The 18,264-nt window shown below is 63.6% G+C and carries 15 protein-coding genes; 8 read left to right on the top strand and 7 right to left on the bottom strand.

The window, feature by feature from the left end; genetic code table 11:
* Positions 1-314: 314 nt before the first annotated feature.
* From AC58EF_RS12135 to AC58EF_RS12105, 7 genes are all read left to right on the top strand, one after another.
* On the top strand, positions 315-2,303 hold the full coding sequence (locus AC58EF_RS12135) for a polysaccharide biosynthesis protein (protein ID WP_497276534.1): 1,989 nt from the start codon (positions 315-317) through the stop codon (positions 2,301-2,303).
* Entirely contained in the window at positions 2,287-3,558 is a 1,272-nt protein-coding gene (locus tag AC58EF_RS12130; RefSeq protein WP_497276533.1) for a DegT/DnrJ/EryC1/StrS family aminotransferase, read from the top strand. The genes AC58EF_RS12135 and AC58EF_RS12130 overlap by 17 nt, the downstream gene beginning before the upstream one ends.
* 15 nt (positions 3,559-3,573) lie before the next feature.
* Complete coding sequence (locus AC58EF_RS12125) at positions 3,574-4,413, top strand: sulfotransferase family protein (RefSeq protein ID WP_497276532.1); 840 nt, start codon at positions 3,574-3,576, stop codon at positions 4,411-4,413.
* Entirely contained in the window at positions 4,413-5,699 is a 1,287-nt protein-coding gene (locus AC58EF_RS12120) for an O-antigen ligase family protein (protein ID WP_497276531.1), read from the top strand. The genes AC58EF_RS12125 and AC58EF_RS12120 overlap by 1 nt, the downstream gene beginning before the upstream one ends.
* 233 nt (positions 5,700-5,932) lie before the next feature.
* Positions 5,933-6,481, top strand: coding sequence for a polysaccharide biosynthesis/export family protein (locus AC58EF_RS12115; protein WP_497276529.1), 549 nt, complete (start codon positions 5,933-5,935; stop codon positions 6,479-6,481).
* Between the two features lie 9 nt (positions 6,482-6,490).
* Entirely contained in the window at positions 6,491-7,756 is a 1,266-nt protein-coding gene (locus tag AC58EF_RS12110) for an outer membrane beta-barrel protein (protein ID WP_497276528.1), read from the top strand.
* 21 nt (positions 7,757-7,777) lie between these two features.
* On the top strand, positions 7,778-9,187 hold the full coding sequence (locus AC58EF_RS12105) for a pectate lyase family protein (RefSeq protein ID WP_497276526.1): 1,410 nt from the start codon (positions 7,778-7,780) through the stop codon (positions 9,185-9,187).
* 54 nt (positions 9,188-9,241) lie between these two features.
* Here the strand turns inward: AC58EF_RS12105 and AC58EF_RS12100 are convergent, their stop codons facing one another.
* Entirely contained in the window at positions 9,242-10,063 is an 822-nt protein-coding gene (locus AC58EF_RS12100) for a hypothetical protein (protein ID WP_497276525.1), read from the bottom strand.
* 191 nt (positions 10,064-10,254) lie between these two features.
* Between AC58EF_RS12100 and AC58EF_RS12095 the strand changes: the two genes are divergently transcribed.
* Positions 10,255-11,865: a glycosyltransferase family protein gene (locus tag AC58EF_RS12095; RefSeq protein WP_497276524.1), complete on the top strand. Its 1,611-nt coding sequence runs from the start codon at positions 10,255-10,257 to the stop codon at positions 11,863-11,865.
* On the opposite strand, the gene AC58EF_RS12090 is transcribed toward AC58EF_RS12095, so the two are convergent.
* Genes AC58EF_RS12090 through rfbF form a run of 6 tightly spaced genes read right to left on the bottom strand, consistent with a single transcriptional unit; the run spans position 11,866 to position 18,250 of the window.
* Positions 11,866-12,876, bottom strand: a complete 1,011-nt coding sequence (locus AC58EF_RS12090; protein ID WP_497276522.1) for a glycosyltransferase family 2 protein — start codon at positions 12,874-12,876, stop codon at positions 11,866-11,868.
* Complete coding sequence (locus AC58EF_RS12085; protein ID WP_497276520.1) at positions 12,873-13,823, bottom strand: NAD-dependent epimerase/dehydratase family protein; 951 nt, start codon at positions 13,821-13,823, stop codon at positions 12,873-12,875. Before AC58EF_RS12085 ends, AC58EF_RS12090 begins: the two co-directional genes overlap by 4 nt.
* Positions 13,824-13,839: 16 nt before the next feature.
* Positions 13,840-15,060, bottom strand: a complete 1,221-nt coding sequence (locus tag AC58EF_RS12080) for a methyltransferase domain-containing protein (protein WP_497276519.1) — start codon at positions 15,058-15,060, stop codon at positions 13,840-13,842.
* A 25-nt stretch (positions 15,061-15,085) separates the two neighbouring features.
* A complete protein-coding gene (locus tag AC58EF_RS12075; protein ID WP_497276518.1) occupies positions 15,086-16,297 on the bottom strand; it encodes a DegT/DnrJ/EryC1/StrS family aminotransferase in 1,212 nt (403 codons plus the stop codon).
* The gene (rfbG, locus tag AC58EF_RS12070) at positions 16,288-17,442 is read right to left on the bottom strand and encodes a CDP-glucose 4,6-dehydratase (RefSeq protein WP_497276517.1); all 1,155 of its coding nucleotides are present in this window, start codon (positions 17,440-17,442) and stop codon (positions 16,288-16,290) included. Before rfbG ends, AC58EF_RS12075 begins: the two co-directional genes overlap by 10 nt.
* Positions 17,435-18,250, bottom strand: a complete 816-nt coding sequence (gene rfbF, locus AC58EF_RS12065) for a glucose-1-phosphate cytidylyltransferase (protein WP_497276516.1) — start codon at positions 18,248-18,250, stop codon at positions 17,435-17,437. The genes rfbG and rfbF overlap by 8 nt, the downstream gene beginning before the upstream one ends.
* Positions 18,251-18,264: the final 14 nt, after the last annotated feature.

Raw genomic sequence — 18,264 nt, 5'->3', positions numbered from 1 at the left:
ACAGCAACTACGGACACTATCCAAAGGGGTAAGAGTAAAGGGCGGCGTTGCCATTCGCCATCAGCGGAATGCCTGACCGGCGCACAAGGCGTAGACCGACACCGCATGGAATCACCGCCTTATAGTAAATAAATCATTTAGGATTAGAGGCGGACAGAAAGGCTATCGCCCATTGTCCCTTCGGACGAAACCTGATGCCCGACTTAATGGCGCTCGGGTTCCTGTCTACCTTGGCTCCAGAACATCACCACGAAATGTCGCCAAGAAAGAGGTCGCGCTGAGTTCAGTGCTCGAACTGCATAGGGGGCCGAAAAATGGCAGCAACATTTCAGTATCGCTTTTCGGCTCCGAGCCGGACCTTGTTGATCTACGCGATTGACGGCCTGATCGCCGGTCTGTCCTTCATCTTCGCGATCAGCCTGCGGGTTGGTTCCATACGCGCGGACGCTGTTCTGTCGGAACACAGGCTGGCGCTTCCTCTCTTCGTCGCCGTCGCGGTGGCGACTTTCGCATTGATGCGGCTGCATCGGCGGGTCTGGCGCTATGCGTCGACGGGGGACATTTTCGCGGTCATGAAAGCGGCGACCGTGGCGATCGGCATTTTTGCCGCCCTGCTCCTCGCCATCGGCGGCGAATGGTGGCTGCCGCGGTCGATCCCGATCATCCAGTGGCTGATCCTTGTCGTGATGATGGGCGGCGCGCGGATGGCGCGGCGCCTGGTCGGCGAATATTTCGCCGGCCGGTTCCACCCCCCCGCTCCCGCCACCGATCCGCTGGATGCGGGGCGCCCGGCGCTGTTGTTCGGATCGAGCGACGATATCGAACAGCTGCTGCGCCAGCTGGAGCAGGAATCCCATGCCAGCTTCCGCCCGGTCGGCATATTGGAGGAAACCGGCAAGCATGTCGGCGCATGGTTGCGCGGCGTGCCGATCGTCGGCCGCCCTGCCGACCTGGCGCAGATCGTGGGACGGCTGAGCGCCGACGACAAGCGGCCCGCCTGCCTCATTTTCGCCGGCGCGGTGGAACGATTGCAGGGGATGGCGATGGTCGATCTGGTCGCTCAGGCCCAGATGCTCGACCTGGACATCGCCTATCGTCCCGGCTTCACCGGCTTCACCCCCGACAGGGGAGTGAAGCTCGACTTCCGTTTCCTCAACCTCGCCGACCTTCTGGGTCGGCCGCAAGCGCCGCTCGATGGTCAGGCTGTCGTCAACATGATCGCCGGGCGGCGAGTCCTGATCACCGGAGCGGGCGGCACCATCGGCCGCGAGCTGACGCGCCAGATCGCCGCTTTCGCGCCTGCCCATATGGTCCTGCTCGACGCCAATGAGTTCAATCTCTACGAAGTCGACCTGGAGATGCGGGAAAATCATCCGCAGATCGACCGGACGCCGGTGCTCTGTTCGATTCGCCAGCGCAAGCAGCTGATGCACGTCTTCGCCGAACAGCGTCCCGAGTTGGTCTTCCATGCCGCCGCGCTCAAGCATGTGCCGCTGGTCGAGACCCACCCGGTCGCCGCCATCCAGACCAATGTGCTGGGCACGCGCAACGTCGCCGATGCGGCGCGGCGCTACGGCGCCCGCGCCATGGTGCAGGTATCGACCGACAAGGCGGTCAATCCGGTCGGCTTCATGGGCGTCACCAAACGGCTGGGCGAACTCTATTGCCAGGCGCTCGATCTGGAGGGGCGCAACGATCCCGATGCCCCGCGCTTCATCACCGTCCGCTTCGGCAATGTGCTGGGGTCGAGCGGCTCGCTCATTCCCCTCTTCCAGCGCCAGCTGAGCAAGGGCGGCCCGCTGACCGTCACCCATGCGGAGATCGAGCGTTTCTTCATGACGGTGCATGAAGCGGTGCAGCTGATCCTGCAAAGCGCCTCCCGCGGGTTGCGCGATGGCATGTGCCATGGCCGCATCTTCGTGCTCGATATGGGCGAACCCATCCGCATCATCGAGATTGCGCGCCGCATGATCCGGCTCGCGGGCCTCGACCCGGATGTCGATGTGGGGATCGAGATCGTCGGTCTGCGCCCGGGCGAAAAGCTGTTCGAGGAACTGTTCGACATCGAAGAGGAACGGCTGCCATCGTCGATCCCCGGCGTTTTCGAGGCGGAACCCCGGCCCATCCCGCTCAAGGTGCTCACCGAGGCATTCGACATATTGGAGGAAGCGAGCAATGATTCGGACGATGACGCCTGCCGCTTCATCGCCAAGGATCTGCTCCATCGCAAGGCCACGCTGGTCCAGGGCCACGTCCCGATGACGAACCGCGCAAATGGTGCTGCCCATGTTCACGCCAATTGAACCCGCCCTGTCGACCGCAGCTATGGCCCGGTTCGACCATCTCGCCCGACAGGCTACGCCTCCCGCCTCCCACCATGCGGGCGATCCGATCCGGTCGCGCTGGCCGGTCTATGCGGAGGATGAGATCACGGCTGTCGCCGCCGTCCTGCGCAGCGGCCGGGTCAATGCGTTGCATCATGGCGACCAGACCCGCGCCTTCGAACGCGCCTTTGCCGATCTGTGCCGCGCACCACATGCCATCTCCGTCGCGAACGGGACGCTGGCGCTGGAACTCGCACTGCGGGCGCTCGGCGTCGGTCCCGGCGACGAGGTGATCGTCCCCGCGCGCAGCTTCATGGCCTCGGCAAGCTGCGTCGCGGCCATCGGCGCGACGCCCATCTTCGCCGATGTCGACCCGGACTCCCAGGCGCTCAACGCCTGCACCGTCGCGCAGGCAATCACGTCCCGCACCAAGGCGGTGATCGTGGTCCATCTCGCCGGATGGCCCGCTTCCATGCACGAGATCATGGTGCTGGCCCGGTCCCAGGGACTATTCGTGATCGAGGATTGCGCGCAGGCACATGGCGCCGTGCATGACGGCGATCCCGTCGGATCGCTCGGCGATGCCGCCGCCTTCTCCTTCTGCACCGACAAGATCATTTCGACGGGCGGCGAAGGCGGCATGTTGGTGCTGCATGACAGGAAGGTGTGGGAACGGGCATGGGCCTATAAGGATCATGGCAAGCTGCCGGAACCGATGGACCAGACCAGCGCGCCGGGCACTTTCCGCTGGCTGCACGCCAGCCTGGGCAGCAATTATCGCGCGACCGAGATGCAGGCGACGCTTGGCCTGTGCCAACTGGGCAAGCTCGCCGGCTGGATCGAGACGCGCCAGCGCAATGCGCGCATATTGAATGCCGCGCTGGCGCGTCTGCCCGCCGTCCGCTTGACCGAGCCGCCCGCCGACGTGCAACATGCCTATTATAAATATTATGCCTTCGTGCGACCGGAATTGCTCGCGCGGGGATGGAACCGGGACCGCATCATCGGCGAATGCATCGTCGCCGGTGTGCCATGCGGCGCCGGCAGCTGCCCCGAAATCTATCGGGAACAAGCCTTTGTCGGTAGCCCGTCCGCGCCATTGAACCGGCTGCCCGTTTCCTGGAGGCTGGGCGAAACCAGCCTGATGCTGCCGGTCGATCCGACACTCGACGCCGGAACGATCGAGCGGATGGGCATGATCGTCGCGTCGGTGATCGCCAACGCCACGGCCTGAAGAGGGACCAGACAGATGAACGCAGCGCCCCTTCCGCGCCTGATCGTGATCGGCGCCGCCAAAGCCGCCACGACCTGGATCGCAAGGCAGCTTCGCACCCGGCCCGACATTTTCATGCCAGGCCCCGAGCCGCATTATTTCAGCCGTGACTTCGACCGGGGTGAGGACTGGTATCGATCGATCTTCGCGGACGCGCGGCCGGACCAGATGGTGGCGGAAAAATCGGCGGACTATCTGGCCCACCCGCAGGCGCCTGCACGCATCGCCGCCCTGCTGCCCACGGTCCAGCTGATCGCGCAACTACGCAACCCGGTCGAGCGGGCCTATTCGGATTATTGCATGTTGTTCCGGCGAGGCACGGTCGACGGCGACGTCGCCCGCCATCTCCACCGCGCAACGGCGAGCGAACCCCGTTTCCTCGAAGATGGCTTTTATGGCCGGCATATCCGCCGTTTCCTGGACCATTTCCCGGCCGAACAGCTGAAGGTCATCCTGCACGAGGACATCAAGCGCGACCCTGCCGGGGTCACGGCCGATGTGCTGCAAATGCTGGACCTGCCGCCCAGCCCCGATGCGTCGCATATCGAAGCGCGGGTGAATGACGGCGCATCGCCGCTGGTCCCGCTCGCCCTGCGCAGGCTGCCCTCGCCGATCAAGCGGCTAGTCGCTCCCCTGCGTGGCAATCCCATGTTCGAAGGGGCGCGCAGCCTGATCGCGCGCCCGGTTCGCTATCCCCCTCTGCCCGATGATGTCCGGCGTTATCTGGTCGACTATTATCAGGACGATATCGAGGATCTGGCCCGCATCCTGGGCCGCGAACTGCCCGACTGGGCCGTGCCGGCTCTGGCGGCCTGATGGCCTACGGCACCGCCATCTTCGAACCGGCGTGGGCGACGGAGGATCAGGACCGGACACCCTACCACCACGCCATGCTCCGCCTGGCGGAACCGGTGCTGATGCTTGCCGTGTTCCTGGTGCCCTACATCACCTGGCGGATCGTTCCGACCTATCTGTTCACGGTCAGCGATGCGCTCTTCTGCATTGCCGCCGTCCTTCTGCTGGCGGGACGGGGCGTCGCCATCTGCCCGCTGGGCGAATGGTGGGTCGTCTGGCTGTCGGGCATAACGGCACTGCTGTTCGGCTTCTTCATGGGTAGCATCATCAATGGCGATCCGCTTCGCTGGATCATCGTGGCGGGCCAATATGGCTTTGCCTTTGCCGTGCTGCCATCCCTGCTCCTGCGCGAACGTCGCGCCTCCCTCATTCGCTTCGCCACCGCCCTGGTGGCGGGCGTCACAGCCATGGAGCTGTTCGGGACGATTGTCTATTATGCCACCGACGCATCCTACGAGCAGGCGAAGCGTTTCAGCTTCGAATTCATCACCGGCGGGCATCGGCTCGGCGCCTTCATGGCCGACGCGAACTGGAACGCGGCGATGATCGCGATGACGGTACCGTTCGTCCTCTATCTCGCGCGGATCGGCCGGCTGAACTGGATGTTCACCTTCTGCGCGCTGGGTGCGCTATGTTCGGGCTTGCTATTGTCCGGTTCCTTTTCCGGATTTGCCAGTACCGCGCTCGGCGCCCTGGCGTTCCTGCTGATCGATTGGGGAAAGAGATCTGCCGGCACGCTCGTCATCATTCTGACGCTGGCAACGGCCGCGCTTTCGACCGGGGTCGCCCTTCCGTCAGCCTTCCAGAACCGCGTCGCCAACGCGCTGGAACAAGGCGACCTCAATCAGGCGGGCACCTTCACCGGCCGGATGGAGCTTATCCATGAAGCCTGGGATATGGTTGGCGACACGACGATCATCGGGCTGGGCGTCGATCAGTTTCGCGTGGTCAGCATCGACAAAGCACCCGTTCACAACATGTATCTGCTCGTATGGGCGGAAGGCGGTCTCTTATCGCTGATAGGCTGGCTGCTGATTCTGTTCGTGCCACTCGGCGTCGCCATGCGCCACTTCGGTTCAGACCGTTCGGCCGCCGCGCTCGTCGTGGCGGTGTTCGTGCCGTTCGTCGTTTTTTCCAATGCGTCGCCGCATATGTATTCGCGCAGCTGGGTCGTGCCCCTGATCCTGGCGATCGGCATCGCCATCACGCGGCGGGGCAAGCCGGTCGTCGCTGCGTCGCTTGACTGAACATGCCGCGCCGGAGCACATGCGGCGCCGCGCCATTTCTCATTTTTCGCATCGCTTTTCGCGCGAAACCGGTCCCCTCTTTTACGTGCGCGCCTCTAATCCTTCGGGGTAATAACCGCTCCCGGAAGGGTCAGTCCTTTTGAAGACCATCCTGCCTCAGATGCGTACACCAACGGACAGGACAGACCGGCTAGCATCCATTCCATGGAATCGTCCATAGCTGGGGAACTGCCGTGAATCGCCGCACCATGCTGATCGGCATGATCGCGCTGCCCGTCGCGGGTTGCACGAATGCCTATTCCAACCTTCCTGTGGCCAACGCCGCTGCAACCGACCACTATATGCTCGGACCCGGGGATTCCGTGAAGATCGCGGTCTACGGGTTCGACATGATGGCTGGCAGCTATATCGTAAGCGACGCCGGCACCATATCGCTGCCCATGCTGAGCACGGTGGAGGTGGCGGGCAAATCCGCGCCGGAACTGGAAGCGTCGCTCGCGGCGCTGCTGCGCGCGAAGGATCTCGCGCCCAATGCCAGCGTCAGCGTGCAGGTCGACAAATATCGACCCTTCTACATATTGGGTGAGGTGCAGCAGCCCGGCCAATATGCCTATGTTCCGGGCATGACGCTCCTGACCGCCGTATCGATCGCGGGCGGCTATACCTTCCGCGCGAACAAGAGCGTGGCCGCGGTCAACCGGAAGCAGGGTAAGGCCAAGCTCGACCCGGACTCGCCGGTATTGCCCGGCGACACCATCACCATTCCCGAAGCCTGGTTCTGAGCGCGCGCCGTGAGGAGCTTTCGATCCGCCGTCTCGGGCGGCGCGGCGCGGGCAGCCCTGTGGGCGCCCACGCTGGCGATCCTTGCCGTCTTCGCGGCCGTCCCGGGCCACGCCCAGGATGCGCGACGGGGGGCGTCCCCCCGCGACCTGCCGCGTCCGGGCTATGAACGGCGACCGATCCCGCTCGGTCCCACGCAGTTGCGGATCGACCTCGACATCTCTGCCCTCTACGACACCAACGTCTACGCGACCTCGCAGGATGCGAGCGACGATGTGGTGATCTACGCCCAGCCGAAGGTCCAGCTCGACCTGCGCGGCGCGAACACGCAGATTCACGGCGAAGCCTATGCGGAAGCACGCCGGTTTTTCGACGTCACGCGGGAAAATGCGACCAGCTTCGGCGGCGCGGTTTCGGCCCGGCTGGCTCCGGGCAAGGCGCATAATCTGTCGACCGAGTTGCGCTATGATCGCACGATCGAAAGCCGCGCCGACCCGGAAGCACGCGCCAGCATCCTGCTGCCACCGCGCAAGATCGACATTCTGGCTGGCGAGGTCAGCTATGGCTTCCGTGGCAGCCGGATCGGCCTGGACCTGACGGGGGGCGTTCAGAAATCGAACTATCTCGACCCGAACGAGGGAGATCGCGATTTCACCATGTTCCGGGGATCGGCGCGCGTCACATGGCGGCCGGCCGCGCCCGTCGCCTTCTTCACCGAAGCCTATATCAATCGCCGCAACTTCCGCACCGCCGTCGATATCAGCGGTATCAACCGCGACGCATCGACCTATGGCGTGCTGGCGGGCGTCAGCCGTGAAATCAGCGGACGACTCACCGGACGATTGGGCGCCGGCGTCTTCCGGTTCGATCCCGATGACAAGCAGATCGATCCCTATTCCGGTCTGGGCTTCAACGGCGACATCACCTGGACGCCGCGCCCGCGCACGATGATGACGGCGCAATTCTTCCGCGGGGACGTGGCGACGGCACGGATCGGTTCGACGGGCCGCACCGATACGCGCGTCGCCTGGAGTCTACAGCAGGAGGTTCGTCATAATCTCCTCCTTTACGGCCGCGCCGGGTGGACCAGGACGCGGTATCGCGGCATCGGCTCCGACAAGCTGAACACCATCACTGTCGGCGCGGAGGTAGAATATCTGGTCAACCGCAGATTCTCGCTCTTCACGGGCGTCGACTATTCCAACCGGTCGTCCGACGATCCCCTGAGGGAGTTTTCGCGCGCACGGTTCCAGGCAGGCGTTCGCACGAGATTTTGAAGCGGAATGGAAAAATCCACCATGGCAACTCATGTTCGCAGCCGGTCCAGCGTCGCAGGTCTGGCCGGCATTCCTCTTCTGGCTCTTACGGTCGTCATCGCATCCTGCAGCATGACCGCCGCCTGCCGGGAAGAACCCTCCAAGCCCTTCGTGGCCCGTCCGTTGCAACCCGTTCAGCCGGACAAGCGAACCGGCTTTCCGGGCGCGGAAGGCTATGGACGCTTCGCGCGCGGCGGCCGGGACGGGCGGATCATCCCGGTCACGACCCTGGCCGACGATGGCGAAGGCTCGCTGCGCGCCTGTATCGATGCGGAAGGGCCACGCATTTGCGTCTTCCGCGTGGCGGGCGTCATCCGCTACGCGCGCGAACGCCCGATCATCCGGCACCCCTATCTGACCATCGCCGGAGAGACGGCGCCGGGCGATGGCATATTGCTCACCCATGGGGGCGGCAAAACCGCCTTCACCCCGCTGGTCATCAAGAACACACATGACGTCATCGTCCGTCATATCCGCGTACGCACCGATCAACGGGGCGAACAGCGCGGTTCCAACAGCGCCTTCATCATCGAAAATAGCGACAATGTGATCCTCGATCATGTTAGCGCGTCCTGGGCGCTGGACGAGAATGTCGGCGGCTATGCGCAAAATGACGCCATCACCATTTCCTGGTCCATCTTTGCCGAAGGCGTCCCGCGCCACGACAAATGCGCCCTGCTTTCCAGCGATCCGAAGGGACCGCAACGGCTGAGCTTCATCCGCAATCTCTGTGCGCACAACGGCGATCGCAATCCCGACGTCAATGTGCCGCCCGGCTCCTGTGTCGATGTGCTCAACAACGTCATGTACAATGCCAGTTCGCAATTCACCGAAGTCTGGGAAAGCTATGGCGGCGCCCGGGTGAACATCGTGGGCAATTATTACAAGCAGGGGCCGAGCACGGCGGGCCGCTCCTACGCGATCGACCGCCCTTTGATCGGCTCCACCGGCAAGGCGCAAATCTATCAGACGGACAATGTCATCGACGGCGATCGCATCACTATCGCGCCGATCGCGGAGGAGGCGATGGTGAAGACCCCGGTCTGTCCGATCCAGGGTCAGGTCATGGACGCGCGCCAAGCCTATCGCCGTGTTCTGGGCGGCGCGGGAAGCTTTCCCCGCGACGCCGTCGACAGCCGGATCGTGCAGGAGGTGGAAATGCGCACCGGCGCAATCGGCCGGGACAATCGCGTGCTGCCCCATTTGCAGGAAGGCTCCCCTTACGACGACAAGGATGGTGACGGCATGGCGGACATGTGGGAGCGCCGCCATGGCCTCGACCCGAAGCGCAATGACGCCTGGGAGGACAAGGATGGAAATGGCTGGGCCAATTTCGAGGAATTTCTGAACTACGCGCATGAGATGCGGCTTGCCGGGCAGACGATGCGTTAAAGTCGAATGACCTCATACTGATCCAAGCCGTCATTGCGACCGCAGCGACGCCGATCAGCCGCCACCGAGTTCCATGACGAGATCCTCGACCTCCGATCCCGATCCATAGCGGTCGATGATCACCAGCCTGCCATTTTCCTGCATTCGGAACAGCGTGCCGCGATGGTCCGCCGCGCCATGCGTGCGCACGATCAGTAACCAGGCTCCCGGTCCGCTCAGATAGGCGATCGCATTGCCGACGGCTTGGCGCAGCACCTCCGGCTCGAAATAATGACGGTTGAGCAGATTGGCTGCGCGCACGAGGTCGAAGCGTCCGACCAAGGCGGCGCTCCGCCGGGTGATGTCATCCTCCAGCCACTGGAAGGCATGGTTCTGGCGCAGCCGTGGGCTAATCAGCGCAACCTCGGTCCCGTCTCCGGCCGCAGCCCGGGCGATGGCGGGCTTGCGCAACTGCCCCTCCACCAGCTTGCGGACGAGAAACATGCCCGTCCAGCGATCGAGCCGCCGTTCCCATGGACGGACCGCGCGCCCCATCACCTCATATTGCAGGACATGGCCTTTGGGCTCGACCAGCGCCCGGCATCCGAAGGGAAGCGGAACGAGCCGCGCCCGCACCGACCGATCAGTGCCGGTCATGTGCGGCTCATGCCCGGTCGCGCGAAGGCTCTCCAGCAATTCCAGCGTGGTGACACCGGACGAAATGCCCAGGTCCAACACGGCATGGATCTGACTGTCGTCGCGCGCCATCGTAGCGATCAGCGCCGCATCGATCGCCGCCAGGCGCGACGGCTCGGTGCGCTTGAACGTGTTGTTCGCGGTCTTGAGCAATCCGAAGAAGCGGGCCTCGTCACGCGCGCTGATACGGTCCGCGGCCACGGAAAAGAAGGAACTGGCGCAATGCACGGCAAAAAGCCTCCCTGATGGCGGCGACCCGGCTGGCCGCGCCCACTGTGGGTCTAGCATTGCCGCGCGCGATGAGGGTGAGGACCATGGAGGTACCTCTCCTGCCCACAGCCGCCACCTGCCCGTCTGGGTTATGCAGATTGTCGGCTGGCGGGAGGACAGACATGACGGCAATCGACATTCGTTCACGGATCGAACTGCAGGGGGAAAGAGAAGGAACGCATCTGGGCCGCTATGCCTTGCATGGCGCCATTGCCGCGATTGCCCTCTGCGTGCTGGCCCTGTTCGGGCGGATCATGACCTACCCCCTCCAGCATGACGAGCAATTCTACGTATCCGCGGGCGTGCTGCTGAATCGATATTCGCTCTATCAGGATCTGGGCTTCAGCCATTTGCCGAACATCGCGCTGCTTTTCTCGGGTTTCTATGCACTGTTCGGTGACGGTCACTATCTGCTGATCGGCCGTCTGATCGTCTTTGCGTCCTGGATCGCCACGATCGCGGCTTTGCTGCTGATCGCGCGCGATTATGCGCGCAGTTGGCTGCTGGGCGGACTGATGGCGGGCTTCCTGATGCTCAATCCCATGTTCCTGAACGCGACGGGCATGGCGGCAACCAATAATTTCCTGCCCGTTCCCTTCGCCCTTTTCGGCCTTTACCTGTTCCTGCGCGCCGCTGATGCGGAGCAGCCTTCATCGATGCTCGCTCTGGCGAGTGGCTTCCTCCTCGCCGTCGCGGCGGGCTTCAAGGCGAACTATGCCCTGCTCATGCTGCCGTTCGGACTGGCCGCGCTGCTCGCGCCACCGTCCCTGCCCCTGTCGGAACGGCTGCGGCGGATCGCGCTGCCCATGCTGGTCGGCGGCGTGATCGGCGGTCTGCCAACCATCCTCTATGCCCTGAGCGACATCCGGGGCCTCATTGTCCATGTCGTCGATTTCCAGCGCGGGCCGCAGCTCGGCTATTGGGCGGCGCACGCCGATCCAGCCGATCCCAAGGTGATCGGCCTAAGCGACAAGATGCTGCTGGCGCACCGGCTGTGGCTGTCGGGAGTCACGATGCTGATGATCGTCACCCTGCTCTCTTTCACAGCGATCGCCGTGTCGCAGCGTTCAACCTTCCTGCGCTGGCCGATCATGCTCGTCGCCGCCATCGCCGCGCTCGGCGCTCTGCTGGCTTTCGTGCCGACGCCATCCTTTCCGCAATATTTCACCCCTGCGCTGCCCTTCCTCGCCGTTCTGGTCGGGCTGTTGTTCGGCACCTTCGATCAGGATGGGCGCAGGCTCGCGCAGCCGCTCATGACGGCCGTCCTGCTGCTCACCGCCGTCACGGGCGCGCCGCTGCTCCTCCCATCGCTGGCAGGGCTGGCCAAACCGGCCGGATGGACCGGCCTGCGGGTCGCCCGCGACGGCGCCGCCATCGCCGCCATCGTGCGCGAAAGCCGGGCCGCGGGTCGACCGGTGGCGACGCTGTCCCCGCTTCATATGCTGGAAGGCGGCCTGCCCATTTACCCGCAATTTGCGCTGGGTCCGTTCGTCTATCGCGCCGCCCTTTGGGTGCGCGAGGAGCAGCGCCGCTATTTCACCTATTTCGTGACGGCCGACGCCATTCCGGTCCTGCTGAGCGATCAGCCTCCCGCGGCGATCATGACCGGCATCGAAGGCGGCGCAGACGCCGCGCTCGACCGATTCGCACGGGCGCAGGGCTATCGTGCGATCCCCATGTCGCTGAAAAAGACGGAGAATGGCGAGATCGTTCGCCTCTATCTTCCCAGATGATCAGACATGCATATGCAGATCATGGCGCCGGGTCCGGGGAAAGACGCCATTATCGATCGTCGCCGGCGGCACGGCGCAGTTAAGTTCGGCCTCCACGATCGGCGCGGTCGATCCTTTCACCTGCAGGAAGATCCGCCCAAGATATTCGCCGATAATGCCCAGGAAGATGGCGTTGAGCGTGATGCCCATCAGGATCAGCATCGTCGTGGTCGCAAAGCCCGCAGGCCATTGCTGACCGAATATTAGACGCCCTGCCAGATAGCCCAGCGTCAGCAGGAAGGTGCAGGTTCCGACCGCCAGCCCGGTCATCGACGCCACGCGCAGCGGAACGAGCGAATGATTGAGCAGGCCGTCGAGCGCCAGGCTGACCATCTTGCTGAGCGGGAACTTGCTCTCGCCCGCCTGCCGCGCTTCCCGGTCATAGGGAAAGCCCACCTGCGAAAAGCCCATGGCGCTGATCAGGCCGCGCAGATAAGGGGTCGCATCATTCACCTTGCGCAGTTCCGCCAGCACGCGGGCATCGACCAGACGAAACTCGCCGGCATTGACCGGCAGTTCATCCTCGCTCAGCGCATTGAGACCAGCATAAAAACCACGACGCAGCCCAGCGACGACCGGCCCGTCGGGCAATTTGCGGCGGATGCCATAGACGACCTGATGGCCCTGCCGCCACAGATCCAGCATTTGCGGGATCAACTGCGGCGGATCCTGAAGATCGCAATCGATCTGGATCGCGCAGTGCCCCCGCGCCCGCTGGTAAGCGACCAGCAGTGACCGCTGATAGCCGTTGTTGCGCGAAAAGCGGACCACGCGCACGCGCGGATCGGCGGCCGCGATGGCCTTGAGCTTCGGGAAGGTCGCATCGGTCGAATGATTGTCGGTGAAGATCAGTTCGAGCGCATGGCCCGGCAGCGCGTCGAACACGGTAGTGATCTCGCGGTAGGCGCGTTCGACGGTCGCTTCCTCATTATAGGCCGGAACGACCACGGAAACGAGCGTCATATCGGTCATGCCGCGACCTGCGCCCGCATGTGTTCGACCATGCATCTTACGCCCTCCTCAAAGACTGTCGTAGCGGTCCAGCCCAGAAATTCCGTCGCGCGGGCGGGATTTCCACCGACCACATTGGCCTTGACCGCTACGCTCGTGTCCGCAGTGTAATGAAGCAATGCAGGCGCGGCCGATGTTGCGGCCAGCACGACTTCGGCCATGGCGCGCACGCTCAAGAGCCTGCCCGTGCAGAGATTGATGATCGTCCCACCGGGAAGACTGCTCGCAGCCATCGCGCGCAGGCCGCCCACGCAATCCTCCACTGTCAGCATGTCGCGCAGGCTCTGGGGCGATCGCAACTCGCTGCTCTCACCGCTCAGGCAGCGCCTGATCAGCCAGGGCAGCAGATAATCCTCCGACTGACCGATGCCATAGGTGAGGGCCAGTCGCGCCGTCAGTATGCGAAAATGCAGCTGGGGCTGAAGCGCGGCGGCATAATGCGCGCCGGCCGTCAGCGCCAATGTATAGGGATTATGCGGTTCTTCGCGCGCTTCTTCATGCTGACCATCCGGATCGTCGCCATATTCGGCAAGCGAGCCAGTGCGGATGAAGACGCGCAATGAATCCACCTGGGACGCAGCGGACAGCAATGTCAGCAGATTCACGATGTCCGCCGTCAGCATGGGCCATTCGGCCGGAGTGGATATCTGCATGTTCGTGCTACGGCCGGTATCGGTCCCGAGATGGTAGAGGATCGTCGGTCGCACTCGCTTCAGGCACTGCTCCACAGCGGCAGCGTCGGAAAGGTCGACACGATGAACCATGGCGCCGTTCACGATCCTGTCGGAACGAAGCTGATGCCGCGGGCGGACGAGGAGGTGCACCTCGTCACCCGCGGCGACATGCTCGGCGGCAAGGTAGGAGCCGATAAAGCCTCCGCCTCCGGTTACGAGCACATGGTCGGGCATAATTGCGTTCCCGCGATCAGTTGACAAGTATGGGCTGCGGCAACGGCACCAGGAAGCGCCCGCCGCGCGCGACGAAATCGGATTGCTGCTCGCGGATTTCGTCGAAGAAGTTCCATGCCAGCACCATCAAAATGTCGGGATGCTCCACTTCGATTGCCTCGGGCGAACGAACGGGAATTTTCATGCCCGGCGAATACAACCCCTGTTTCAGGGGGTTGCGATCGACAAGAAAGTCCAGTTGGTTCGGCCCGATGCCGAAATAGTTGAGCAGCGTGTTGCCCTTTGCCGGTGCACCATAGCCGGCAATCTTCATTCCCTCGGCCTTCAACTCGCTCAACATGTCGAGCAACTGGACGCGGATCGCCTCGATCCGCGCGGCGAAATGCTGGTATGTTTCCGGCTCCAGCATCCCCGCCTCGCGCTCTTCGCGCAGCATGGTGTGGACTTCCTCGCTCGGCACGGCGAGGCCGTTCGGACGGAAGAAAACGCGCATCGACCCGCCATGGACGGACAGGCGATGCACGTCGACCAGTTCCAGGTCGAAGAAGGCACCGAGTTTCTGAAGCGATAACAGGCTGAACTCGGACACATGCTCCTGATAGACGGTGTCGAACTCGTTGCGCTCCAGCAATTCCTTCGCCCATGGCACCTCGACAACGAAATGGCCATCATCCGCCAGCAGCCGGGTCACGCCCTCCATGAAATGGTGCAGATCGCCGATATGATTGAAGGTGTTGGTCGTGACGATCACCTGCGCCGGACCATGAGCGTCGCGGACTTCCAGCGCCGTGTCGGGATCGAAATAGGCGACATGCACCTTGACGCCGCGCTCCTCGGCGATGTCCGCCAGATTGGCGGCAGGATCAATCCCCAGCGTGCGCAGGCCCCGCGCCTTGCAAGCCGCAAGCAGCAGCCCGTCATTGCAGCCGATGTCGACCACCAGCCCGCCATCAGCCGCTTCGCCCAGCACATCCGCCAGCTTGTCGAAATGATGATGCATCGTCGTCGCGCTCGATGGGACGTAGAGATAATGGCGGAAGAAATCGGCCGGGATCTGATCGGCAATCTCGATCAGCCCGCAGTTCAGACAGACTTCAGTGTTGAGCGCGAAGGCCGGTTGGTTTTCGTCATGTTCCTCTGGCCGGACGAACATGTTGGCCGGCGGATGCTGGCCCATGGGCAGGAAAAGATAGGGGTTGGGTGCCAGGCAAGCGCGACAATGCTGAAGACGTTCCATGAATTCCCTCCCAGTTATCGCCGTATCAAGCCGCGTGCCATGTCGGCGCTGTGTGATGATCCGCAAAGTCGCGGAAGCGATCGTGAATATGATCTATCTGCGCGTCGCTCAGCCCATGATGGCAGGCGATCAAAATGCCGCCGCGCGTGACCGCGTCGGCGACCGGATAGCCTCCTTCGCCGACATGCGCCCTGACCTGCGCCATGGCGGGCTGCCGCAATATGTTGCCGGTAAAGACGACGCGGGTCTGGATGTCGGCCTGCTCGAACCAGATTTGCAGGTCGCGCCGGGTGAAAGGCGCGTTCGGTCGGACCGTCAATGGAAAGGCCAGCCAACCCGTGCGCGCTTCCGGCAATTGGCGCGGCAGGATGAACCAATCCTCATATTGCGAGAAGAAGGTCAGATGTCGCTCGAAATTATATTCGCGCAGGCTGATGTTCGTTTCCAGCTTGTCCAACTGGATCAGACCGAACGCCGCTCCCATTTCGGACGGCTCCATATTATAGCCCAGTTCCTCGAACAGGAATTTCGCGTCATAGGGTATATCGCCCAGCGCCACGTCGAAGCGACGCTCGATCGCCTCGGAATCGACGAAGATGGACGAGGATCGGCCCCAGGACCGCAGCAGCAGCGCACGCCGGTCCCATATCTCGTCGTTCACGCACAACATGCCGCCATTGCCCGCCGCGTTGATGACATGGGAGCCATAGAAGCTGGTCGTGCTGATATGCGACCGCAGGCCGGTCGGCCGCCCGCGCAATGTCGCGCCCAGCGTGTCCGCGCTGTCCTCGACCAGGATGAGATTATGCCATTCGGCAATTTCGCGGAGCCGGTCCCAGTCGGGCAGATTGCCGATCAGCGACGGGATCATCATCGCCCGCGTGCGCGACGAGATCATCGACTCCAGCAGATCCTCGTCGATATTATAGGTGCCTTCCCGCACGTCGACGAACGCCGGCACCAACCCGTGACGAACGATCGGCGCGACCGTCGTCGCGAAGGTGAGCGCGGGGGTGATGACCTCGCTCCCCGCCGGCAGGCGCAGCAACTCGATCGCAAGATAATTGGCCGAGGAACCGGAATTGACCATGATGCCGTGCCGCTTGGCGAAGAGGGCGGCAACGCGCCCCTCCATTTCGCGAACATGCGCGCCCATCTGGGTCGATCCGCGCAGGACGGACACGACGGCGTCGATCTCCTCCTGCCCATGAACGCTCTGGCCATAGTTCACGCGCATATGGCGACCTCTCGAAACACCGGATCGAACTGTGGCAATGAGGCCGGGCGCGCGCCCAGGACGTAGCGGGCGATCTGCCGTTCGCTCAGCAGGCGCAGGTCGCATCGCCCCGCAAGCGCCGCCCGATACCATTCGACCGTCAGAGCGACGGCATCCGCCAGGCAGAGACGCGGCCGCCAGCCAAGCTGTTCGCGCGCCTTGCCGCTGTCGAGCCGAAGGATCGCTGCTTCGGGCGGCGACCGGCCGGAATCGCCAAAGTCGAAACGGGGCGCACCCCTGCCCCAGGCGCTCTCCACCATGGCGGCCAGTGTCGCGACATCGACCGTCGCCTCGGCATCGGGACCGAAATTCCACGCCCCGCCGACGCTGCGATCGCCCTCCATCAGCCGCGTCGCCAGCATCAGATAGCCGGCCAGCGGTTCCAGCACATGCTGCCAGGGCCGCACGCTCGCGGGGTTGCGTATCTGCACCGGCTTGCCGGCCTCCACGGCGCGGATGATGTCGGGCACCAGTCGGTCGACGCTCCAGTCACCGCCACCAAAGACGTTGCCGGCACGGACCGATGCCAGCACCGGGCTGTCCGCTTCCCCGAAGAAGGATCGGCGATAGGCTTCCACCACAAGTTCGGCGCAGCCCTTCGACGCGCTGTAGGGATCGCTGCCGCCGATCCGATCGGTTTCTCGATAGCCCCAGGACCAGCCCTGATTGTCATAGCATTTGTCGCTCGTCACGACGATCACGCCCTTGAGCGAACGGAAGCGCCGCGCGGCGTCAAGCACGACCGCTGTCCCGACCACATTGGTCTGAAACGTTTCGATCGGGGAAACATAGGATGGTCGCACCAGCGCCTGGGCCGCCATATGGATGACGAGATCGGCGTCGACATCCTCGACCGTCCGCGCGAAGGCCGCTTCGTCGCGAATGTCGCACAGGCGATGATCGACCAGGCTATCGACGCCGATCGCCTCGAACAAGCTGGGTCCGCGGCCGCACGGGGGTAGTGCGACCGCGGTAGTGTCGGCGCCCAGCCGCCGGAGCCACAGCGCCAGCCAGCCGCCCTTGAACCCGGTATGCCCGGTCAAGAGAATACGGCGACCTGCCAGCGCGCGGCTCAGCCGCTCTTCGTCGAACCGCTGATCAGGCATCAGCGCTTGCCCTTTCATATGCGGTGGCGACGGGCCGTGCCTTGGTCGGAAGCCACGGCGGAGAGGCGGCTGCACAAAGCTGGTTCAGATGATCGCGATCCCGGACGGTATCCATCGGATGCCAGAAGCCGGTATGCTTGTACGCGAACAGCTCGCCATCGGCCGCGAGCCGGGCCAGCGGCGCCTGCTCCAGCGGTTCCTCGTCGCCGCTCAGATAGTCGAGTACGCCCGGCTCGAAGATGAAAAAGCCGCCGTTGATCCAGGTTTCATGCTTGCGGACCTTCTCGGTGAACTCGACGACGCGCCCGCCATCCAGTTCGAGATTGCCGAAGCGCGCCGGCGGCTGCACCGCCGTCACCGTGGCCAACCCGCCATGGGAACGGTGGAACTCGAGCAGCTTGCCGATATCCACATCCCCGACGCCATCGGAATATGTCACCATGAAGGTGTCGTTTTCCAGCCATTCGCGCAGCCGCAACAGCCGCCCGCCGGTCATCGTCAACTCGCCGGTGTCGACGACCGAGATGTTCCAGTCGACCGAGCGGGATTGCCGCAGCGCGATCTGCCCGTTGCCGACTTTGACGGTGAAGTCGTTGTTCATGAAATGCAGGTCATGAAAGAACTTCTTCATCAGCATCATCTTGTAACCGCACGCCACCACAAAGTCGGTGAAACCATGCTGGGCATAGATGTCCATGACATGCAGGATGATCGGCTTGCCGCCCACCTCGACCATCGGTTTGGGAACGTGAACCGTTTCTTCCGCCAGGCGCGATCCCAATCCGCCTGCCAACAGCACGATTTTCATGACGATGCTCCCTG

This window comes from Sphingobium sp. WR1, from assembly GCF_059693745.1.
The sequence above is the reverse complement of the archived record's forward strand: the minus strand, read 5'-3'. Positions and strand labels throughout refer to the sequence as shown.